Genomic DNA, 22,308 nt, shown 5'->3' with positions numbered 1-22,308 from the left:
TGCGCTATCGTGTTTCAGCACAGGCGCGACAGGAGGGCAGTCTGACCACTGCCCTGTGGGCTTCCATACTGGCCGCCGCATCGGTCCTCAACCGCTGGCGGCCCAACGCGTACTTTCGCAGTGAATAAGGTGAGTGCCATGAAGCGATTCTGTTTAGGGGTAACGCTGCTGTTGACGCTGATGGGCGCCAGCCAGGCTGAGGAAGCCGCCGACGGCGAGCAGGCCAAGCGTCTGCTGCAAAGCGCCGTGGAGTATTACCGTATGCAGGGCGATGCGGCCTTGGCCGCCTTCAGCCGGCAGGGCGAGTTCATTGATGGCGAGCACTATGTCTTCGTCGTCGACACCGAGGGCACCATGCTCGCCAGCGGCGGCACCTCAGCGGTGCTGATCGGACGCGATGTGTCCACGGTGCTGGAGCCGGAGTTGCAGAAGGCCTTTGCCCAGGTGCTGGCGGGTGAAGAAGGCAGCATGGGAACCGCCGAGTACCGCTGGATGAATGCCCGCGACGGTCGTGTCGAGCGCAAGCAGGTTTACTACCAGCGGGTTGGCGAGCGCATCATTGCAGTCGGCCACTACCTGCCGCGGGCCACGCCGCAACAAGCGCAGAGCCTGCTGGAGCGGGCGGTTGCCGCCCTGGAAAAAGATCCCGAGGCCACGCTGGGCTCGATCAACGACTTGTCGGCGGAGTTTCGCGAGGACGACCTGTATGTCTACGTCGTCGACCTGGATAACCGCCGCTATGTGGCCCACGGCTACAACCTGCGCCTGATCGGCGTGGACTTCGCCTCGATCAAGGATCCCGAAGGCAAGCCGGTGGGTGAACCGATCCTGGCGCTGATGACCAAGGGTGACAGCGCCGGCTATGACTACCGCTGGAAAAACCCGGTCACCGCCAAGGTCGAAGACAAGCACGCGCTGCTGCGCAAGGTGGGGCATTACCTGGTGGCTGTGGGTTACTACCGCGAGCCGCAGTAAGGGCGTCTGACGATCAGTGAAGCTTATGGGGCCTGTGCCAACCCTGCACGGCTTATGCCCCGTTGGGTTGGCGCTGGAGCCATAAGTTGAATGTCGAGGTGCGTGTGGGGGCCTGGCTCTGGGGACTTCCCCACCGGCTGTTGCGAGTTGGCCGCCGAAGCTGGCTGGCTGCAGGTTGTAGTGTGGCGAGGCGATCATGGTGCTAGGACCGCCTGGAATGAGAGTCGCGCGGATCATGGTCTGGTGGTTAATGGCAATGATGTTAATGCGCTCGAGCACTACCAGAAACAGCAAGTCATCAGGAGGGGGTGAAAGAGGCCGGACGCTCTTTTACCAAAGTGAAATGCCTTATGACCCGCCTAGCCAAGCGGCTCGTCGCTGATCGCGCGGAATGAGCAGGGCGGTAGCAGTTTGCGCGCAACGGCAGATCCGCTCGGCCCCATGCGGCGCTAAGTTATTGATTCTCTTTGTGGTAGAGTGCGCCCTCTGTTGCTATTCGGTAGGTAATTTTCCTGTTGAATATCAATGAGATGGGTTTTTGTCAGGGCCGCTGACAGGACGATGGAGCTGTTTCAGCTCAGCTGCATCAGCTCATCTTGAAAGGGACGCCTGGGCGATCCTTTTTTATCGGTTGCTTGTCAGGGCTAAGGCTTTCTGGAAGCATCCGCTTTTTTTACTTCCAGTGACTCTGGTCCGTTCTGGTTTGCCCGCAAGGCTCCTGCCACTGTTAGGCAGGTATACCGCCGGATCGCTTCCTGGCTCATCCCAACCCACGTGACCTTTGGTAGGGGTCACCACTAGGAGAGGAGGCGCCATGCCCATCATTACTCTTCCCGACGGCAGTCAGCGTTCGTTCGATCATCCCGTGTCCGTGCTTGAGGTCGCCCAGTCCATTGGTGCCGGCCTGGCCAAGGCCACCCTGGCCGGCAAGGTCAATGGCAAGCAGGTGGATGCCTGCGATGTGATCGACAGCGATGCCACCCTGCAGATCATCACGCCGAAAGACGAAGAGGGGCTGGAAATCATCCGCCACTCCTGTGCGCACCTGGTTGGTCATGCGGTCAAGCAGCTGTACCCGGACGCCAAGATGGTGATCGGGCCGGTCATTGAAGAGGGCTTCTATTACGATATCGCCATCGGCCGGCCTTTCACGCCGGAAGACATGGTGGCCATCGAGAAGCGCATGGTCGAGCTGATCGACAAGGATTACGACGTCATCAAGAAGATGACCCCGCGTGCCGAAGTCATCGAGCTGTTCCAGGCGCGTGGCGAGGAATACAAGCTGCGCCTGATCGAGGACATGCCGGACGAGCAGGCCATGGGCCTGTACTTCCACGAAGAATACGTCGACATGTGCCGTGGTCCGCACGTGCCGAACACGCGCTTTCTCAAGTCATTCAAATTGACCAAGATCTCCGGCGCCTACTGGCGTGGCGACTCGAAGAACGAGCAGCTGCAGCGTGTCTATGGCACCGCCTGGGCGGACAAGAAGCAGCTGGCGGCCTATATCCAGCGCATCGAGGAAGCCGAGAAGCGCGATCACCGTCGCATCGGCAAGCAGCTGGACCTGTTCCACCTGCAGGAAGAAGCGCCAGGCATGGTGTTCTGGCATCCGAACGGCTGGACCGTCTATCAGGTGCTGGAGCAGTACATGCGCCAGGTGCAGCGCGAGCACGGCTACGTCGAGGTGCGCACCCCGCAGGTGGTTGATCGTATTCTCTGGGAGCGTTCGGGGCACTGGTCCAACTACGCCGAGAACATGTTCACCACCAACTCGGAAAACCGCGACTATGCGGTGAAGCCGATGAACTGCCCGTGCCATGTGCAGATCTTCAATCAGGGTCTGAAGTCCTACCGCGACCTGCCGCTGCGCATGGCCGAGTTCGGTGCCTGTCACCGTAACGAGCCGTCCGGCGCGCTGCACGGCATCATGCGCGTGCGTGGCTTCACCCAGGACGATGCCCACATCTTCTGCACCGAAGATCAGGTGAAGAAGGAGGCCGCCGACTTCATCAAGCTGACTCTGCAGGTGTATTCCGACTTCGGTTTCTCCGATATTGCGATGAAACTGTCGACTCGCCCGGCCAAACGCGTGGGATCCGACGAGCTGTGGGATCGCGCCGAAACGGCCCTGGCCGATGCCCTGAACGAGTCGGGTCTGGAGTGGGAATACCAGCCGGGCGAGGGCGCGTTCTACGGTCCGAAGATCGAATTCACCCTGAAGGATTGCCTGGGCCGTAACTGGCAATGTGGCACCCTGCAGTACGATCCGAACCTGCCAGAGCGTCTGGATGCCAGCTATATCGCCGAAGATAACAACCGTAAGCGCCCGGTGATGTTGCACCGTGCGATCCTCGGTTCCTTCGAGCGCTTCATCGGCATGCTGATCGAAAACTATGCTGGCGCCTTCCCGGCCTGGCTGGCGCCGACCCAGGCCGTGGTGATGAATATCACCGACAAGCAGGCCGATTTTGCCCTCGAAGTCGAAAAAACGCTCAATGAAAGCGGATTTCGTGCCAAGTCTGACTTGAGAAACGAGAAGATCGGCTTTAAAATCCGCGAGCATACTTTGCTCAAGGTTCCCTATCTCTTGGTTATTGGAGATCGGGAGGTTGAGACACGATCCGTTGCTGTGCGTACCCGCGAAGGCGTCGACCTGGGCTCCATGCCCCTCGAGCAATTCGCCGATCAGCTCAAGCAAGCGGTTTCCCGGCGTTCGCGCCAAGATTCGGAGTAATCATTATTAAGCGTGAAATGAGACAAGATAAACGAGCTGCACCTAAAGCACCGATCAACGAGAATATCTCGGCCCGCGAGGTTCGGTTAATTGGTGCTGATGGCGAGCAGATTGGCATCGTCTCGATTGATGAAGCGTTGCGAGTGGCTGATGAAGCCAAGCTCGATCTGGTCGAAATTTCTGCCGACGCGGTTCCGCCGGTTTGCCGAGTGATGGACTACGGCAAGTCGATCTTCGAGAAGAAGAAGCAGGTTGCCGCGGCGAAGAAAAACCAGAAGCAGATTCAGGTTAAAGAAATCAAGTTTCGTCCAGGGACGGAAGAAGGGGATTACCAGGTAAAACTACGCAACCTGGTACGTTTCCTTAGTGATGGGGATAAGGCCAAGGTATCGCTTCGATTCCGCGGCCGAGAGATGGCCCACCAGGAGCTGGGCATGGAGCTGTTGAAGCGGGTTGAAAATGACCTGCTTGAATACGGCGCCGTTGAGCAGCATCCAAAGATGGAAGGACGCCAACTGATCATGGTCATCGCCCCCAAAAAGAAGAAGTAACCACCAGGGCACGGCAGGCCTTGCGGTTATGTTTATCAACTGAATGCGGAGTATCCGAACATGCCAAAGATGAAAACTAAGAGTGGTGCAGCCAAGCGTTTTCTCAAAACCGCTACTGGCTTCAAGCACAAGCACGCTTTCAAGAGTCACATCCTGACCAAGATGTCCACTAAGCGTAAGCGTCACCTGCGCGGTAGCACCATGGTGCATCCGTCCGACGTTGCAAAAGTGGCGCGCATGCTGCGCGTTCGTTAATCGGTCAAGATAGAGGAAATTACTCATGGCTCGTGTTAAGCGTGGCGTTATCGCTCGTGCTCGTCACAAAAAAATCCTGAAACTCGCTAAAGGCTACTACGGCGCTCGCTCGCGCGTGTTCCGTGTTGCCAAGCAGGCTGTGATCAAGGCAGGCCAGTACGCCTACCGCGACCGCCGTCAGCGGAAGCGTCAGTTCCGCGCTCTGTGGATCGCTCGTATCAACGCTGGTGCTCGTGTTAACGGTCTGTCCTACAGCCGTTTCATCGCTGGCCTGAAAAAAGCGTCCATCGAGATCGACCGCAAGGTTCTGGCCGATCTGGCAGTGAACGAAAAAGCGGCGTTTGCTGCGATTGTCGAGAAAGCTAAGGCCGTTCTGGCTTAAGTCCCCGACAATCACCGGGTTCGCCCGGTGCCAACGTCACCAATAGGGGAAGAGCCTTCAAGCTCTTCCCCTATTTTGTATCTGGAGTCCGTACATGGAAAACCTGGATGCATTGGTCTCGCAAGCGCTTGAGGCCGTGCAACACACCGAAGACGTCAACGCCCTGGAACAGCTCCGGGTTCACTATCTTGGCAAGAAAGGCGAGCTGACCGCCCTGATGCAGACCCTCGGCAAGCTTTCCGCCGAAGAGCGTCCACAGGCCGGTGCCCTGATCAATGCTGCCAAGAACCAGGTTCAGGACGCCCTTAACGCCCGCAAATCCGTGCTTGAGCAGGCTGCGCTGAGCGCCAAGCTCGCCGCCGAAAAAATCGACGTGACCCTGCCGGGCCGCGGTCAGGCCTCTGGTGGTCTGCACCCGGTGACTCGCACGCTGGAGCGTGTCGAACAGTTCTTCACCCATATCGGCTACAACGTGGCCGAGGGTCCGGAAGTCGAAGACGACTACCACAACTTTGAAGCGCTCAACATTCCCGGCCACCACCCGGCGCGGGCGATGCATGACACCTTCTATTTCAACGCGAACATGCTGCTGCGTACCCACACCTCGCCGGTACAAGTACGCACCATGGAATCGCAGCAGCCGCCGATCCGCATCGTCTGCCCCGGCCGCGTCTATCGCTGCGACTCCGATATCACCCACTCGCCGATGTTCCACCAGGTCGAAGGCCTGCTGGTCGACGAGGACATCAGCTTCGCGGACCTCAAGGGCACCATCGAGGAATTCCTCCGGGTGTTCTTCGAGAAACCCCTGGGCGTGCGCTTCCGTCCGTCCTTCTTCCCATTCACCGAACCGTCGGCGGAAGTCGACATGCAGTGCGTGATGTGCAGCGGCAATGGTTGCCGTGTGTGCAAGCAGACCGGTTGGCTGGAAGTCATGGGCTGCGGCATGGTGCACCCGAACGTGCTGCGCATGTCTGGTATCGATCCGGAGAAGTATTCCGGCTTTGCCTTCGGCATGGGTGTCGAGCGCCTGGCCATGCTGCGTTACGGCGTCAATGACTTGCGCCTGTTCTTCGATAACGACCTGCGGTTCCTGGCGCAATTCCGCTAGGCCACATGACTCGTATCGAATGCGTTCAGGAGAACAGACAGTATGAAATTCAGTGAACAGTGGCTGCGCAGCTGGGTCAATCCGCCGGTCTCGCGTGACGAACTGGTGGCCCGCCTGTCCATGGTCGGCCTCGAAGTAGACAGCGTCACCCCGGCTGCCGGCGAGTTCAGCGGCATCGTGATTGGCGAAATCCTCAGCACCGAACAGCACCCGGATGCCGACAAGCTGCGCGTATGCCAGGTCAGCAATGGCAGCGAGAGCTTCCAGGTGGTCTGCGGTGCGCCGAATGCGCGCTCGGGCATCAAGATCCCGTTCGCCATGATCGGTGCCGAGCTGCCGGGCGACTTCAAGATCAAGAAGGCCAAGCTGCGTGGCGTCGAGTCCAACGGCATGCTCTGCTCGGCTTCCGAGCTGCAGATCAGTGACGACAACAGCGGTCTGATGGAGCTGGCGGCCGATGCGCCGGTGGGCGGCAACATCCGTGACTATCTCGGCCTGGACGACGCCAGCATCGAGCTGGGCCTGACGCCTAACCGTGGCGACTGCCTGTCGCTGGCCGGTCTGGCTCGTGAAGTCGGTGCCATCTACGCCGCTCAGGTGTCGCCGCTGGCGATTGCTCCGGTGGCTCCGGCGCATGACGAGGTTCGTCCGGTTGAAGTGCTGGCGCCCAAGGCTTGCCCGCGCTACCTGGGTCGCGTCATCCGCAATGTCGACCTGTCCAAGCCAACTCCGCTGTGGATGGTCGAGCGCCTGCGTCGTTCCGATATCCGCAGCATCGATGCGGCAGTGGATATCACCAACTACGTGATGCTCGAGCTCGGTCAGCCCATGCATGCCTTCGATCTCGCCGAGATCAACGGTGGCATCCGCGTGCGCATGGCGGAAGAGGGCGAGAAGCTGGTCCTGCTGGATGGCCAGGAAGTCAGCCTGCGTGCCGACACCTTGGTGATCGCCGACCATCAACGCGCCCTGGCCATCGCCGGCGTGATGGGTGGCGAGCACAGTGGCGTGAGCAGCAAGACCCACGATCTGTTCCTCGAAAGTGCGTTCTTCGACACCATCGCGCTGGCCGGCAAGGCCCGTTCCTATGGCCTGCACACCGACTCCTCGCACCGCTTCGAGCGTGGCGTGGATTCGCAGCTGGCCCGTCAGGCCATGGAGCGTGCTACTGCGCTGCTGCTGGAGATCGTCGGCGGCGAAGCCGGTCCGGTGATCGAAGCCGTGAGTCAGGCTGATCTGCCACAGATTGCACCGATCACTCTGCGTGCCGAGCGCATCGATCAGATGCTGGGCATGCAGATGGATGCTGCGGAAGTCGAGCGTCTGCTCACGGCCCTGGGGCTGAGCGTATCTGCGCAAGGCGCAGGTGTCTGGCAGGTTGGTGTGCCGAGCCATCGCTTCGATATCAGCCTGGAAGTCGATCTGATCGAAGAGTTGGGTCGCCTGTACGGCTACAACCGTCTGCCGGTGCGTTACCCGCAGGCGCGCCTGGCGCCCCAGGCCAAGAGCGAAGCGCGCGCCGAGCTGGCGACCCTGCGTCGTCTGCTGGTGGCGCGTGGTTATCAGGAAGCGATCACCTACAGCTTCATCGATCCCAAGCTGTTCGCCCTGTTCAATCCGGGTGTCGAGCCACTGCAACTGGCCAATCCGATCTCCGCCGATATGGCCGCGATGCGTTCCTCGCTGTGGCCGGGGCTGGTCAAGGCGCTGCAACACAACCTCAATCGCCAGCAGTCGCGCGTGCGCCTGTTCGAAAGCGGTCTGCGCTTTGTCGGGCAGCTCCAAGGGTTGAGGCAGGAAGCCATGCTGGCTGGTGTGCTCACCGGCAGCCGTTTGCCGGAAGGTTGGGCGCAGGGTCGTGACGAGGTCGACTTCTATGACCTGAAGGCCGATGTCGAGGCGCTGCTGGGTTCTGCAGGTTCTGCACAAGAGTTCAGTTTCGTGCCTGGCGAGCATGCTGCGCTGCATCCGGGGCAAACCGCGCGCATCGAGCGTGATGGCCGCCTGGTTGGCTTCATCGGTGCGCTGCATCCGGAGCTGGCCAAGACCCTCGGCATCGATCAGCCGGTCTATCTGTTCGAGCTGGTATTGGCCGAAGTTGCCCAAGGGCGCATGCCGAAGTTCAGCGAACTGTCGCGCTTCCCCGAGGTGCGTCGTGACCTGGCTTTGCTGGCTGATCGTGAGCTGCCGGCCGAGTCGGTACTGGCCTGTATCCGTGAAGCGGCAGGCGAGTGGCTGACGGATCTCAGGCTGTTTGACGTGTATCACGGTAAAGGTATTGATCCGCATAGAAAAAGCCTGGCCGTCGGCTTGACCTGGCAGCATCCATCGCGCACTCTTAATGACGATGAGGTGAATATCACAACGCAAAATATCCTCACCTCGCTGGAAGAAAGGTTCAACGCCACGTTAAGGAAGTAGCGTATGGGGGCTCTGACGAAAGCTGAGATGGCGGAACGTCTGTATGAAGAGCTTGGCCTGAATAAACGGGAAGCCAAGGAACTGGTCGAACTGTTTTTTGAAGAGATCCGCCACGCGCTGGAGGATAACGAGCAGGTCAAGCTGTCCGGTTTCGGCAACTTTGACCTGCGCGACAAGCGCCAGCGTCCGGGTCGCAATCCGAAAACAGGCGAAGAAATCCCAATCACGGCTCGCCGTGTTGTCACCTTTCGTCCCGGCCAGAAACTGAAGGCCAGAGTTGAGGCATATGCTGGAACCAAGTCATAACGACGAGCTGCCGCCCATCCCTGGCAAACGCTACTTCACCATCGGTGAGGTTAGTGATCTGTGCGCGGTAAAGCCGCATGTGCTGCGTTACTGGGAGCAGGAGTTTCCTCAGCTCAATCCGGTAAAGCGCCGTGGAAACCGTCGTTATTATCAGCGCCAGGATGTGCTGATGATTCGCCAGATTCGCGCCTTGTTGTACGACCAGGGCTTCACCATCGGCGGTGCGCGTCAGCGCTTGTCGGGTGATGAGGCCAAGGATGATACGACGCAGTACAAGCAGATGATCCGGCAGATGATCGTCGAGCTGGAAGATGTTCTACAGGTACTCCGCAAGTAACCTTGTAGTAGCAAAAAAAACTTCCACAATTCAGCAGCTTATTGTAAAGTCCACCCCGCTTCCGGTGACACGGAAGCATCGTCGGGGCGTAGCGCAGCCCGGTAGCGCACTTGCATGGGGTGCAAGGGGTCGAGTGTTCGAATCACTCCGTCCCGACCAAATAACTCCACGACTTAGGCCAGTTCAGAGATGAGCTGGCCTTTTTCGTTTGTGCTTCAGGGGTAAGCAAAGGGGTAAACGCTTCATCAGATTCGCCATGGGTTCAAGTGGCGCTTTTCTTGAGGCGAGGCACTGAGCAATTGCTGTTTGTACGGCATCAGCGCCCGTTTAGTGAATTGCCGCTTTCTATCTCTTGCCTAGATTTACTGCCAGCGCCAGCGTGCCCGCAGCGTTGCCTTGGTTGGCGATGGCTAGTCTGGCGAAATGACATCGCATCAGAATCAGCCAGTAGCAGCGATTCTGTGCAAATCGCTATGGCTCATTCCTCCAAGAAATAGTCACTGTCGAGCTGCTTTACCTCGTACACCTGCTTAACGCTGACGCCCAGGTTGTTCTCCACCATCAACCGGGCAAGCTCGACGCCGTCGATCAGAACCACCTTGATATCCAACCCCAGCGCAGCCTCACGGGCACCGACCGAGAAGTCCGAGGTGGTGATAAACACGCCTTTGCGCGCCCGCTGACGAGTCAATGCGCCGATGAACTTGTCGATTTCCGGTCGATGAACCGTATTGGTCCAGCGCTTGGCCTGCAGGTAGATCACGTCGAGGCCGAGCTTGTCTTCCTTGATGATGCCGTCGATACCGTCGTCATTGGTGGCCTGGGTCGCCTTTCCGGCCTCCTTGCGCGAGCCGCCGTAGCCCATGGCGATCATCAGATCGACCACCAGCTGTTCGAAGAAGCTCGGTGTCGCCGCCCGTACATGCGCCAGTAGCTCATCGGCCAGCGACTGCAGCAGCGCCTGATGCGCCTCGGCTAGTTGTTCATCCGGCGTCGTTTCGGCGGCATCCAGCTCTACGGCAGCCGGCGCATCAGCTGCCTGCGGCTTGGCGGTATGAAAGTCGGCAAACTCGGGAAACTGTTTCAGCCAACTCACGGTAATGCGTTGTGGGCCGCTGACCAGGGCGTCGCGACCTCGCTCGGTGATCTGCACCATGCCCTTGGCCGGTATGCACAGCAGGCCGGCCTTGTTCAGGTAGGTGCGCGCCCAGCCAACACGGTTGTTGATCGCCGTCTGATGGCCGGAGGGCAGGCGCTCCTTACGCTCGTCCTCGGTCAGCTGAAACTGATCGGCCACGCGCTCGCGCAACTCATTGAGTGGCAATGGCTCACCGTTCTGAACGGTGGCCAGCACAGGCCGCATTACGCTTTGAAAATCCGGAATTGCCATCGTCACTCCCTAACCTGGTTGGCCGTTTAGAAGCGGCGCTCGCCGCTCTGATCCAGCCCAGCCTGCTGCGTCAGCATCTTCAAAATCACCAGCGCAAACGCCCGGCTCTTGGTCTCGTTATCCAGCACTTCCAGCGACAGCTTCTCGTGGTCGGTCATGGCGTCCAGCACGGTGTCCAGCACCCGCTTGGGGAACAGGCCATGCATCACCTGCTCCACCGAGTGGCTGTTCACCTGAGCCATCACATCTTCCTGACGGCTGATGCGGTTGGCGATGCCGGTGAGGAACTGCAGCTGGTCGTCATCGCTCACTTCGGCACCGAAGATATCGTTCAGCGCCTCAATGATTTCCGATAGCCGCTTCTTCTCCGGGTCATGGGCCTTACCGCTGCCCAGCCCGCTGGCTGGGTCGAGGCCGTAGTCGCCTTGCTCTTCGCTCATGCGCAGCTGGTGTTCGGCGCGCTTGGTCAGGCGGTAGTGGGTCAGTTGCAGTTCGCCCACATCCACATCGTCTTGCTCCAGGCGATCCACGCGCAGCAGCGGGTACAGGTGCTTGGCGAATACGCTCAGTTGCTCCAGCTCGCGATCCTCGTAGGGGATGATCTGCGAGAGGAACTCGTACAGGCGCACAAAGCTCTGCAGGTTCTTCTTGAACAGGTCGAGTTGATCCACCTGCTCGCCGGCTTCCTTGACTGCCGCCTCGGCCTTTTTCAGGCCGGCGCTGTCGCCGTTGTGCTCGGCGGTACGCTTGAAATCGAGCGCCTGCTGGCGTGATTCCTGGGCCAACTTGTAGCGTTTGGCAAAGCGCTCCTTGGCAGGCTTGCTGTAGTAATTGAGCTTGCTGCCACCCGCCTTGGGGTCGAAGAAGGCGATGGCAAACGCCGCCACCTCTTCCCAGTGGTAGATGCCCTCGGCATCCAGCTTCTTCTGCAGGTCATAGATGAGCTGCGGGTCGGTCACGTCGGTCAGCTCGGCCTTGGTGTAGTACGGCAGGAAGGCGTCGAGAATGTCCTGGGCGTCGTTGAAAAAGTCGAGGATGAAGGTCGGCTTGCTGTCGCCAAAGGTACGGTTGAGGCGCGACAGGGTTTGCACGCAGTCCACGCCCTGCAGCTTCTTGTCCACGTACATGGCGCACAGCTTGGGCTGATCGAAGCCGGTCTGGTACTTGTTGGCGGCGATCATCACATTGAAGTCCTGGGTGTCGAAGGCTTCCGCAAGGTCACGTCCGTTCAGGCCGGGGTTGAGCAGGCTGCTGCTTTCCGTCACCTCTTCGGGAATCACCCCGTCCGGCAGCACACTGCCGGAAAAGGCCACCAGCGGATGCACGTCGCTGTAGCCCATCTGCTTCACATAGGCCTGCACCGCCAACTGGTAGCGCACCGCCTCCTGCCGGCTGCTGGTGACCACCATGGCCTTGGCCTGACCGCCTAGCAGGTGGCGGATATTGGCGCGGAAGTGCTCGACGATCACCTCCACCTTCTGGCTGATGTTGTACGGATGCAGGCGCACCCAGCGCGCCAGCTTCATGCGCGCCTTCTTCGAGTCCACTTCCTCGTCGTCGCCGTCCGGGTGGGCGATCTTCCAGGCGGTGCTGTAGGTGGTGTAGTTCTGCAGCACATCGAGGATGAAGCCTTCCTCGATGGCCTGGCGCATGGAATACAGGTGGAACGCCTCGGGCTTGTTGTCGGTGCTTGCCGGCAATGCCGGGTTGGCCGGGCGACCGAACAGCTCCAGGGTCTTGGCCTTGGGCGTGGCGGTAAAGGCGTAGTAGCTGATGCGCTCGTTGGGCGCACGGGCAGCCACGGCGGCGTCCAACAGCTCTTCGGCGCTGATCTCTTCAGCGTCCGGGGCATCGCTGCCGAGAATCTGCTTGAGCTTGCTGGCCGAGGAGCCGGTCTGCGAGGAATGCGCCTCGTCGGCGATCACCGCATAGCGGCCGCTGGCAAGCTTGGGGTACTTGTCCAGCGCATCGAACAGCGCCGGGAAGGTCTGAATGGTGACGATGATGATGCGCGTCTGCTCGGCCAACGCCTCGGCCAGTTGTTCGGACTTGCTCTGGTTGCCGATATCACGGGTGATGCACTTGACCACGCCCTGGGCGTGCTCGAACTGGTAGATGGTGTCCTGCAGCTGCTTGTCCAGCACGGTGCGGTCGGTAATCACGATCACCGAATTGAACAGGCGCTGGCCCTCGGCGTCGTACAGCGAGGCCAGCTGATGCGCCGTCCAGGCAATCGAGTTGGACTTGCCCGAGCCGGCGCTGTGCTGGATCAGGTAACGCTTGCCCGGCCCTTCGGTGCGGGTGGTTTCGATCAGCGTGTTGACCACTTCCCACTGGTGGTAGCGCGGGAAGATCAGGGTTTCTTTGGTGACGCGCTTGCCGTCGGCATCTTCCTTCACGCTCTTCTGCAGGTGCAGGAAGCGGCCCAGCACCTTGAGCCAGGCATCCGGCCGGAACAGGCGTTGCCACAGGTAGCCGGTGGCGTACTGGCTGTCATCCGGTGCAGGCGGGTTGCCGGCACCACCGTCGAGGCTGCCCAGGTTGAATGGCAGGAAGAAGGTCTCCTTGCCGGCCAGTTGGGTGGTCATCGCCACCTCGTTCTGGCCCACGGCAAAGTGCACCAGCGCGCCGCGTTTGAAGGTCAGCAGCGGCTCGGGCTTGCGCGTCAGCGGATCTTTCACCGGGCGGTCATAGCGGTACTGGCGCTTGGCGTTTTCCACGCTCTGCTTGAACTCGCTTTTCAGCTCCAGCGTGGCAACGGGGATGCCGTTGACGAACAGCACCAGATCGAGGCGCGGGTTGTACTCCCCCTCACGGTAATGCGGCGAGTAAGACACCTCCTGCACCACGCGCAGGCGGTTGCACTGGTAGCGTTTGAGGGTGTCCGGGTTCATGCCGTGGTCGGGCTTGAAACTGCACAGCTCAATCTTCACCCCCGGCAGCTTGAAGCCATGGCGCAGCACATCCAGGGTGCCGTCCTGCTCCAGCTCGCGCACCAGCTTCTGCACCAGCACGCTTTCCGGGTTGTTCGGGTTGGCCTTGGCGAACTTGTCCCAACGCTCCGGCCAGGCTTCCTTGAAATAACCGAGAAAGTCCTCGGTATACAGCGCCGTGCGCCGGTCATAGCCGCTGGCCGGGCCGGTGAGCCAGCCCTGATCGGTCATGGCGCTGATTATGTCCTGCTGGAACTGGGCTTCCTTGCTGTCCGCCATTTAGTCGGCCTCTGCTACTGCTAATTCGGGGGCTTGGGTGCTGGCCGTTGGCTGCCAGTTGCGCACATCGATTTTGCCGGTGACGGCGGCGGAGATTAGGGCCGAGCGGCGCTCTTGTAGAAAACCTACAACGCGCTCTGCCTCTTTCACTAACGAATCATGTTCGATGGTTTTTTGGTCGAGAAAGTCAGAGATTACTTGCTGCTCTTCGATGTCCGGCGCAGGAATTTTCAGGTTGGCAACAGTGTCTTGGCTAATATTAGGCTGCCCTCCACCAGTAGCATAAAGGGAAATGATTACTTCCCTGAATCCGTGTAGCCAATAGAACGTAAATTTTGGCTCAAGAGACCTGGGATTAGACAGGACACAGCATGCTTGATTTGTCGTTGCGCTAATACCCAACATCCCGAGCCGCCCTATCGTGGCACCATACATTGCAATAGCCAAAGACCCCGGCGGATGTATTTGTAATGCGCTGAACTTCCCCAGAGCTTCTAAAGTAACGCTTTTTTTTGTAGTAGTAATGATGCTCTCCCGGAGCTCACTGGTCGTTATCCAGGGAATTGTCCCTCCGTCGTACCAGCCATGCTCTGCACTTGGAGGAGTTGTACCACTACCGATTCCACCAAAAGCGTGATTAAGCTTCCAAGCTTCCCAATGCGCCGGCACCTCGCCCAGCCACTCCACCCCGGAGTCTTTCATCGGCACCGTCGGGTCGAGACCTTTGGTGACGGCGTGGGAGATCACTGCCTGGCGCTTTTCCTTGAGCAGTTCGATCAGGCGCTGCTGCTTTTCTATCAGCGCGTCGATGCGGGTGGTTTCGTGGTCGAGGAAGCGGGCAATCTGAGTTTGCTCTTGAAACGAGGGCAGCAATACAGACATGCGCGAGTGTTGCTGTGGCTCCAAGTCCCACTGGTTTACGCGGATACCCTTCGAGTTCGCTAGATAACCCGCTATGTACTCATTGCACCGAAAAAGGTGATGGAGATATTGAGGTGCTTCTGAATGACTAGGCGCATAAACATGATAGGCCGGGCTGACGATTCCGTTGTGGCTAGATATTCCTACGGAACCTTGCCATGCCTTCATTTTATTAATCGCCAAATCACCAACTTTAACAAGTTGATACGCGCCCAAATCATCTGAAGGCTTGTTGAAATTGTCATCGCGCGACGCCTTTGGAATGACGCCATAGTCGCGATAAACAGATAGCAATTGCTCATCAGGAAAACCCGTAAGCTTATGCCTCCGAAACAAAGCCCACAGAGGCTTAATGCTCCACCCTTCAGGGATTTCGCCCAACCAATCAACCCCAGAGTCTTTGTAAGCCGGATAAGCAGGAAAACTCATGCCGACAGCCCCTCGATCATCTGCTTGATGCGGTCGGTGCAGGCTTTCAGGTCGCGATCGATCTCAGCCAACGGGCGAGGTGGCTGGAATATGTAGAAGTGGCGGTTAAAGGGAATCTCGAAGCCGACCACACCGACTTCGCCATCCTGCTCATCGGTCTTGCTGGTGTCGATCCAGGCATCTGGCACATGGGGTTTCACTTCGCGCTCGAAGTAGTCGTATACCGACTCGCCCAACGGCACATTTTCGTTATCGCGCAGGCCGGCATCGGCTTCCGCCTGGCCTTTGACCATGCAGATATCCGCTTCTGGGTCACGCTCACTCAGGGCGTTGAGGATGGCCTTTAGTTCAGGCGTGCTGGGGGATACGTCGTGGGCGCTGAGCGTCTTCTTCAGCAGTTTGCTGAACTGCTCGCGGTTGCGGTGCAGCACGCTGGCGTCCATGGCCTGCAGGGCGGCGATCAGTTGCTGCCGTGCAGTGGCCTCCAGCTTCTCGATGGCTTTTTCTTCCAGCACTTTCTCAAGGCGCTCGGCGCTGGTCTGGAAGTTCAGGCGCAGCGGGCGCTCGACGGTGATGCGCCGGTAGCCGAAGGCTTCGACGGGGAAGATCTTGCTCTGCGCGGTTTCCTCGAAGCGGCCATACAGGCGCACCAGCGCGTCGATCTGCTCTTCGGTGAGGTACTGGCGCTTGCTGCCCAGCGACTTGCGCATCTTGGCAAAGTGCTGGCTGCCGTCGATCAACTGCACCTTGCCCTGGCGCACGGCGGCCTTGTGATTGCTCAGTACCCACACATAGGTGGCGATGCCGGTGTTGTAGAACATGTCGGTGGGCAGGGCGATGATGGCTTCGACCAGATCGTTCTGCAGCAGGTAGCGGCGAATCTCCGACTCGCCCGAACCGGCACCGCCGGTAAACAGTGGCGAGCCGTTGAGGATGATGCCGATGCGTGAGCCGCCTTCACGCGGGTCACGCATCTTGCTGACCAGGTGCAGCAGAAACAGCAGCGAGCCATCGGACACACGCGGCAGGCCGGGGCCGAAGCGGCCGTTGAAGCCCTTCTCGCTGTGCTCGTCGGTGATCTGCTTCTGTACCTTCTTCCACTCCACGCCAAACGGCGGGTTGCTGAGCATGAAGTCGAAGCGGTGCTCAGGGCCGGCCAGTTGGTCGTTGGAGAGGGTGTTGCCCAGCTTGATGCTGGTGACGTCCTGGCCCTTGATCAGCATGTCCGCCTTGCAGATGGCGTAGGACTCGGGGTTGAGCTCCTGGCCGTGCAACGACACGGTGACCTGCTGGCTGATGGACTGGATGTACTCGTCGCCCTCGGAGAGGAAGCCGCCGGTGCCGGCAGTCGGGTCGTAGATGGTGACGATGCTGTTGGGCTTGAGCTTGTCGTCCTGCCCGGTGATCACCAGCGAGGTGGTCAGGTGCACGATATCGCGCGGAGTGAAGTGCTCCCCGGCGGTTTCGTTGGAGCTTTCCGCGAACTTGCGGATCAGCTCTTCGAAAATGATGCCCATGCCGAAGTTGCTGATGCGCACGGGGCTCAGGTCGGTAGCGGCAAAGCGCTGCACGACCTGATACAGCAGGTTGGCGGCGGCGAGCTGCTGCACGAAGTCCTCGAAGTGGAAGTGCTCGAAGATCTCGCGGGCGTCCTTGCTGAAGGACTGCACGTAGCTCATCAGGTCGGCGGCGGTCTGGGTGTCGGACAGTGTGCTCAAGGTCAGCTTGGAGGCGTTGAAGAACTGCTGGCCGGCCGCGCGCAGCAACAGACGCTCACGCACCAGATCAGGCCGGCCTTCCTGCGCATAGGACTCACGGATCACCGCCTCCTTGGTCGGCTCCAGCACACATTCCATACGGCGCAGCAGGGTGAACGGCAGGATGATGCGACCATACTGGGACTGTTTGAAGTCACCGCGCAGCAGGTCGGCAATCGACCAGAGAAAGGCCGCTGTCTGGGAATGGTTTTCCGTGTTCACGCAACAACTCCAGGGGCGGGAAAAATAATCTGCAAGGTTACCTGCTAGGCGTAGCTATCGGACAGCATTTAAGGCGTCTGGCTTAAGTCGTGTGCGACTGACCATTCTGGCAAGCGTCCAGATTTTCCAATAACTCTGCGTCTGTTGCGCAATCGCAGCGGAGAGGAGGGGGCTCGTTATCTGAGCCCGCAGTTTGTGCGGGCAAGGAGCTACTACTAACGGCTGCATATGCCGACAGCGCTTCTTTATAGCCTCGGGCGTAGATTCGTTGCTGTCACTAATCAGCAACCCGGCAGTTTCCTCTGCGGGCTCAATCCTCTGGCGCCGGATGCTGATCAAAGAAAGACTTGCCATCGCCATTGATGACAGCCCATGAGCCAAGGCCGCTACAGCTCTAGAGCGCAGATTGGATTCCTGTATGCGGGCCCTTCGACCAGCGGCCCTTACTTTTAAATTATGACTGACATATATTTGTTTCGTGATTGAAATCCAACGCTGGCGGGCTGCAGTTAGGGCCGCACAGACATCAGGCTGCGTACTGGAGAATTGCTATGAGCAAGCAACATGCGATGGGTTCGGCACTGGTTACCGGTGCTTCGTCGGGGATTGGCGCCACTTATGCCGAGCGTCTGGCGCGGCGTGGCTATGACTTGCTCTTGGTGGCACGTGATCTGCGGCGCCTTGAGGCCATGGCCGGGCGTCTGGCTCAGGAATATGGCGTGGCAGTCGAGGTGCTCAAGGCTGATCTCACGCGCAAGGACGACATGCGTTTGGTCGAACAGCGCTTGCGCAGTGACGCCAGTATCAGCCTGCTGGTCAACAATGCCGGGGTGGCACTGAACGGTAGCCTTGCCGAAGCCGATCTGGACCGCGCCGATGATCTGATCCAGCTTAACGTGGTTGCGTTGACCCGCCTGGCTGCGGCAGCGGCGGCTAGTTTCAGTGCGGCCGGGCGCGGCGGCATCATCAATATTGCGTCGGTGGTGGCGCTGGCTCCGGAAATGTTCAACGCCATCTACAGCGCGTCGAAGGCTTATGTGCTGAGCCTGACCCAGACGCTGCACGGCGAGGTTGGCAAGCTGGGGGTGCAGGTGCAGGCCGTGTTGCCGGGCGTGACGCGCACGGAGATCTGGGAACGTTCGGGTCTTGATGAAGCGGCTCTGCCAGCAGAGATGATCATGGAGGTCGGCGAGATGGTCGATGCTGCGCTGGCCGGTTTCGATCAGGGCGAACTGGTGACCATTCCTTCGTTGCCTGATGCCGCCGACTGGCAGGCATTTGTCGGTGCGCGCGCCAAGCTCGGGCCCAACCTGTCGCGTAACAGTGCGGCGGCCCGCTACAAATAAGCGTGGGGAAATTGAAATGCCCTTTCCGTCAGCGGGAAGGGCTTTTTCATGTGGGGTTGATTCGGGTTTACGGTTGGGCTTCGGTTTGCTCGATGAGCAATTTGCGGGTGGTTTTCAGCAGACGATCAGACAGTTGTGGGTCGCTGACGCTGCGTGACAGCAGCAAAGCTCCGACCATGGCAGAGAACATCAGCACGCTTTGCTCGGCGGCATCCTCGCCGTCGAGCTTGGACTCGAGCATGGCCAGGCGATCCTGGATGAGTTGGTCGGTAGTCGTGCTGGGTTGGCCGCGCTGTCCCAGTTCGGCGCAGATGGTCGGCAGCGGACAGCCGGCGCCAGGATCGGCACGGTGTGCGCTGGAGAGGTAGCGCGCGATGAAAGTGCTCAGCGGCTGATCGCTGGCCATGGCTTCCTGGCTTTTGCTGCGCAGCTGTTCCACGGCATGCTGCAGGGCGGTTTCGACCAGTTCGTCCTTGGATTTGAAATGGGCATAGAAGCCCCCGTGGGTTAGCCCCAGAGTTTTCATCAGGGGCTGTAGACCGGTCGCGCCGACGCCATCGCGCCGGAACAGGCGTGCGGCTTCATCAATGATGCGCTGATGGGTTTGAGCTTTGTGTTCCTGTGAATAGCGCATGGTGGGCCTTGTCTCTTCCGCTTCTTAGGATGCTGTCTTTCATCTTACCTTTTTTGTCGATGCCTGGCTGATGCCCGCCGGCATGGTAGGCGGACGGGGAAGAGCCGTGGCGGGCTCTTCCCCGGGTACACCTCAGTTGTCGACAGCTTCGAGCAGGGTGGCTACGCCTTGTCCACCGGCGATGCATTGGGTGGCAATGGCATAGCGCCCACCGGTGCGCTTGAGCAGGGCGGCGGCCTTGCCGGTGATTCGTGCGCCGGTGGCGCCCAGCGGGTGGCCGAGGGCGAGGGCGCCGCCATCCAGATTAACCTTGGCCATATCCAGGCCGAGTTCGCGTACGCAGGCAATCGATTGGCTGGCAAAGGCTTCATTGATCTCCACCAGGTCGATGTCGGCGATGCTCAGTCCGGCGCGCTGCAATACCTTGCGCGTCGCCACTACCGGGCCCATGCCCATGATCTCGGGCGCACAGCCGCCTACGGCAACGGCCTTGATCCGCGCCAGGATGTCCAGCTTGTGCTGGCGCGCGAATGCTTCGCTGCAGACCAGCACGGCGGCGCTGCCATCGGTCAGTGGCGATGAAGTAGCGGCGGTGACACTGCCGCCGAAGGCCGGCTTGAGGCCGGCGAGGGACTCGAGGTTGGTTCCTGGACGAATGCAGCCATCTTCGCTGACCTGTCCGTCAGGCGTGTCGATGGTGACGATCTCGTCGGCCAGCAGGCCAAGCGCACGGGCGTTGGCGGCCTTGGCGTGGGAATCGACGGCCATAGCTTCCTGCTCGCTGCGGCTGATGGCAAAGCGCTTGGCCACTTCTTCGGCCGTGTGTCCCATGGCCATGTAGACCTGCGGGAAGCTGCCCATCAGTGTCGGGTTGGGTGAGATGTTGAAGCCGCCCATGGGCACGCGGGTCATGGATTCGACCCCGGCGCAGATAAAGGCCTCGCCGGCGCCCAGCATGATTTGGCCGGCGGCGAAGTGCACTGCAGTCATCGACGAGCCGCAGAAGCGGTTGACCGTGGCGCCGCCCAGGGTTTCCGGAAAGCCTGCGCGGAAGCTGGCGATGCGGGCGATGTTCATGCCCTGTTCGGCTTCGGGGTAAGCACAACCCATGATCACGTCTTCAATGTGTGCGGGATCCAGGTCGAGTTTGCCGATCAGGCCCTGGAGAACCTGGGCTGCCAGGTCGTCGGGACGGATATTGATCAGTCCGCCTTTCTTGGCGAAGTGGAAAGGTGAGCGGGCAAAACCTGCGATAACGATGGACGACATGACAGTGCTCCTTGGCTCTGGAGGGCTACTCCGTGGTTCGGGATGAACCGTGGATGATTAAAATTATAGGTGTAATTTTATTTTCCAGATAGATGATGAGTGAAATTTAAAGTGATCGATGCCGATCGGGCTCGGATTGAGGGGCGCCTGACCGCTGGCTATCGGGGCGTATCGAGGATCAGGCAGGTCGTTGAGCCGACAGCGTAAAGGCGGTCATCGACATCGTAGATGCGTCCTTCGGCCAGTGCGGTCGAGCGCCCCAGATGCACGATGCGCCCCTCGGCGCGGACGGGGCCGACATCGCCCCGCAGGGCACGAACAAAACTGACGCGCAAATCCGTCGTGGTGTAACCCTGGCCTGGCTGGAGCAGGGTGTGGATGGCGCAGCCCATGCAGGAGTCGAGCAGGGTTGCCGCATAGCCACCATGCACGCTGCCCAGCGGATTGTAGTGGCGCGTATCCGGAGTGCCCTGGAAGACGAAGTAGCCGCTTGACCACTCCAGTGGCACGAAGTCCACCAGGTGGCCGAACGGCGGGCAGGGCAGTTCACCGCTGCCTATCTGCGCAAAGAACTCCTGTGGCTGCAGGGCGCTGACTTCGGCAAGGCTGAGGGTGCCGGGAGCTGCCAGGCGGGCTCGGGCGGCCTCTCCTGCAGCTATCCATTGGTTCAGTTTTTCAGTGTGAGATGAGTCGGGCATGGCGGGTCTCGTCGGGTGTTTGTCAGATGAATGATAGATGTAATTCTATTTTTATATTATGTTTGAAATCTAAAATGGCAACCGGAATTCAACAGAAGACGGTTGCGGGCTATTTCTCAGGAGTGCCGCCATGCCGACTCATCCGCTTCCTTCGCGAGTTTTACTGATTCTGCTAGTGGTCTTGACGGCTCTGGGCGAGATATCGACGCAGTTGATCATTCCCAGCCTGGGGACCTTGGAAAGGGATCTGCTGGCCAGTCCGGGGTCGGGTGTCCTGGCGCTCGCAGTCTTTGTGGGGTCCTTTGGTGTCGGCCAATTGATCCTGGGGCCGTTATCCGACCGGATCGGGCGCCGGCCGGTTCTGCTGGGCGGGTTATCGCTCTATCTGTTGGCTACGACAGGAATGCTGTTGGCCAGCAGCATGGAGACCTTTATCGCGGCGCGCTTGCTGCAAGGTTTGGGGGCTTGCGCGGCGCTGGTGCTGGCACGTGCGATCGTGCGCGATGTCTGGCAGGCCCAGGCTGCGCCGGCATTGGCGCTGACGGTGATCGGCATGCTCTGCGCCATTGTGGTTTCCCCTATGTTGGGTGGTTTCCTGGCAAGCCAGGGCGGCTGGCAGTTGCCGGTGTTTGCGGCGCTACTAGTGGGGCTGGGTGCTTTGCTGGCGGTGTTGACTATCTATAAGGAGAGCAATCAGGCGCTCGACCCTCAGGCCGGTCAGTTGCGAGGCTTGCTGGGCAACTATCTCGATTTGCTCAAGGGTCGCTCCTGCCGGGTTTTGGCTCTGGCTCTGCTATTTACCTACGGTGCCATGTTCGCCGTGATCGCAGGCTCTTCGAGTGTCTATATCGGTTTGCTTGGGTTGTCTTCCGCCGAATATGGCCTGACCTTTGGTTTTATCGTTTCCGGGTTGATTGGTGGGGCATTGCTGACGCGCCGGATGATTCTGCAGGTTGGGCCCGAGCGGCTGGTAGCCATCGGGGTGAGTTTTGTTGCTGTCGGGGCTGTCGCCACGCTAGCTATATATAAGCTACTGGGGTTGTCCGTCCTTGGCTTGTCGCTGCCACAAGTCCTAGTGACATTTGGCGGAGGGATGGTCCTGCCTGCCGCCGTAGCAGGCGCGGTGATGCCTAATGCCCATCGCGCAGGCCTAGCTGCCGGACTGATGGGGTTTGCCCAGATGCTGGGTGCGACCTGCAGTGGTCTGCTGCTGAGCGTCATGCAGGATGGAACGGCCTGGCCTATGGTTCTCCTGCATGTACTGTTTGCGCTGTGTGCTTTCTTTGTCTTCCATGCGCTGCGTCGCCCGCGCCCGGCTGGTGTGCCGGTCGCGCATGAACAATCTTGAATAGGTC

18 protein-coding genes and 1 tRNA gene are annotated in these 22,308 nt (G+C 59.7%); 12 read left to right on the top strand and 7 right to left on the bottom strand.

Features of this window, described 5'->3' with window-relative positions:
- Window positions 1-138: 138 nt before the first annotated feature.
- The 10 genes from HNE05_RS11475 to HNE05_RS11430 all read left to right on the top strand — a co-directional run bounded on the left by HNE05_RS11475 (window position 139) and on the right by HNE05_RS11430 (window position 9,234).
- On the top strand, window positions 139-975 hold the full coding sequence (locus HNE05_RS11475; RefSeq protein WP_173207116.1) for a cache domain-containing protein: 837 nt from the start codon (window positions 139-141) through the stop codon (window positions 973-975).
- An 814-nt stretch (window positions 976-1,789) separates the two neighbouring features.
- Window positions 1,790-3,712, top strand: coding sequence for a threonine--tRNA ligase (thrS, locus tag HNE05_RS11470; protein WP_173207113.1), 1,923 nt, complete (start codon window positions 1,790-1,792; stop codon window positions 3,710-3,712).
- The gene (gene infC / locus HNE05_RS11465; RefSeq protein ID WP_173211658.1) at window positions 3,712-4,263 is read left to right on the top strand and encodes a translation initiation factor IF-3; all 552 of its coding nucleotides are present in this window, start codon (window positions 3,712-3,714) and stop codon (window positions 4,261-4,263) included. The genes thrS and infC overlap by 1 nt, the downstream gene beginning before the upstream one ends.
- A 60-nt stretch (window positions 4,264-4,323) precedes the next feature.
- Window positions 4,324-4,518 (top strand): 50S ribosomal protein L35, encoded by a 195-nt coding sequence (gene rpmI, locus HNE05_RS11460; protein WP_042552869.1) that lies wholly within the window; start codon window positions 4,324-4,326, stop codon window positions 4,516-4,518.
- A gap of 25 nt (window positions 4,519-4,543) precedes the next feature.
- Complete coding sequence (rplT, locus tag HNE05_RS11455) at window positions 4,544-4,900, top strand: 50S ribosomal protein L20 (RefSeq protein ID WP_160080018.1); 357 nt, start codon at window positions 4,544-4,546, stop codon at window positions 4,898-4,900.
- 94 nt (window positions 4,901-4,994) lie between these two features.
- Window positions 4,995-6,011, top strand: coding sequence for a phenylalanine--tRNA ligase subunit alpha (gene pheS / locus HNE05_RS11450; protein ID WP_173207109.1), 1,017 nt, complete (start codon window positions 4,995-4,997; stop codon window positions 6,009-6,011).
- Window positions 6,012-6,053: 42 nt separating this feature from the next.
- Window positions 6,054-8,432 (top strand): phenylalanine--tRNA ligase subunit beta, encoded by a 2,379-nt coding sequence (gene pheT / locus HNE05_RS11445; protein WP_173207106.1) that lies wholly within the window; start codon window positions 6,054-6,056, stop codon window positions 8,430-8,432.
- Window positions 8,433-8,435: 3 nt separating this feature from the next.
- Window positions 8,436-8,738, top strand: coding sequence for an integration host factor subunit alpha (gene ihfA, locus HNE05_RS11440; RefSeq protein ID WP_002553164.1), 303 nt, complete (start codon window positions 8,436-8,438; stop codon window positions 8,736-8,738).
- The gene (locus HNE05_RS11435; protein WP_160491379.1) at window positions 8,719-9,075 is read left to right on the top strand and encodes a MerR family transcriptional regulator; all 357 of its coding nucleotides are present in this window, start codon (window positions 8,719-8,721) and stop codon (window positions 9,073-9,075) included. The genes ihfA and HNE05_RS11435 overlap by 20 nt, the downstream gene beginning before the upstream one ends.
- A gap of 82 nt (window positions 9,076-9,157) precedes the next feature.
- Window positions 9,158-9,234: transfer RNA gene (locus HNE05_RS11430), tRNA-Pro, on the top strand.
- A 319-nt stretch (window positions 9,235-9,553) separates the two neighbouring features.
- On the opposite strand, the gene HNE05_RS11425 is transcribed toward HNE05_RS11430, so the two are convergent.
- From HNE05_RS11425 to HNE05_RS11410, 4 genes are read right to left on the bottom strand one after another with little or no spacing between them, the layout of a single operon-like run.
- A complete protein-coding gene (locus tag HNE05_RS11425) occupies window positions 9,554-10,438 on the bottom strand; it encodes a restriction endonuclease (protein WP_240008751.1) in 885 nt (294 codons plus the stop codon).
- A gap of 53 nt (window positions 10,439-10,491) precedes the next feature.
- Window positions 10,492-13,677, bottom strand: a complete 3,186-nt coding sequence (locus HNE05_RS11420; RefSeq protein WP_173207100.1) for a type I restriction endonuclease subunit R — start codon at window positions 13,675-13,677, stop codon at window positions 10,492-10,494.
- Window positions 13,678-15,027 (bottom strand): restriction endonuclease subunit S, encoded by a 1,350-nt coding sequence (locus HNE05_RS11415; RefSeq protein WP_219637191.1) that lies wholly within the window; start codon window positions 15,025-15,027, stop codon window positions 13,678-13,680.
- Window positions 15,024-17,006, bottom strand: coding sequence for a type I restriction-modification system subunit M (locus tag HNE05_RS11410; protein WP_173207097.1), 1,983 nt, complete (start codon window positions 17,004-17,006; stop codon window positions 15,024-15,026). The genes HNE05_RS11415 and HNE05_RS11410 overlap by 4 nt, the downstream gene beginning before the upstream one ends.
- A gap of 551 nt (window positions 17,007-17,557) precedes the next feature.
- On the opposite strand from HNE05_RS11410, the gene HNE05_RS11405 reads away from it, so the two are divergent.
- Window positions 17,558-18,352, top strand: a complete 795-nt coding sequence (locus tag HNE05_RS11405) for an SDR family NAD(P)-dependent oxidoreductase (RefSeq protein WP_173207094.1) — start codon at window positions 17,558-17,560, stop codon at window positions 18,350-18,352.
- 67 nt (window positions 18,353-18,419) lie between these two features.
- Here the strand turns inward: HNE05_RS11405 and HNE05_RS11400 are convergent, their stop codons facing one another.
- From HNE05_RS11400 to HNE05_RS11390, 3 genes are all read right to left on the bottom strand, one after another.
- A complete protein-coding gene (locus HNE05_RS11400) occupies window positions 18,420-18,986 on the bottom strand; it encodes a TetR/AcrR family transcriptional regulator (protein ID WP_173207091.1) in 567 nt (188 codons plus the stop codon).
- Between the two features lie 132 nt (window positions 18,987-19,118).
- Window positions 19,119-20,255, bottom strand: a complete 1,137-nt coding sequence (locus HNE05_RS11395; protein ID WP_173207088.1) for a thiolase family protein — start codon at window positions 20,253-20,255, stop codon at window positions 19,119-19,121.
- Between the two features lie 158 nt (window positions 20,256-20,413).
- Window positions 20,414-20,953: a PaaI family thioesterase gene (locus HNE05_RS11390; protein WP_173207086.1), complete on the bottom strand. Its 540-nt coding sequence runs from the start codon at window positions 20,951-20,953 to the stop codon at window positions 20,414-20,416.
- 130 nt (window positions 20,954-21,083) lie between these two features.
- Here HNE05_RS11390 and HNE05_RS11385 point away from each other — a divergent pair, with 130 nt between their 5' ends.
- Entirely contained in the window at window positions 21,084-22,301 is a 1,218-nt protein-coding gene (locus HNE05_RS11385; protein WP_173207083.1) for an MFS transporter, read from the top strand.
- Window positions 22,302-22,308: the final 7 nt, after the last annotated feature.

The organism is Pseudomonas campi (genome assembly GCF_013200955.2).
Taxonomy (GTDB): domain Bacteria; phylum Pseudomonadota; class Gammaproteobacteria; order Pseudomonadales; family Pseudomonadaceae; genus Aquipseudomonas; species Aquipseudomonas campi.
The sequence above is the reverse complement of the archived record's forward strand: the minus strand, read 5'-3'. Positions and strand labels throughout refer to the sequence as shown.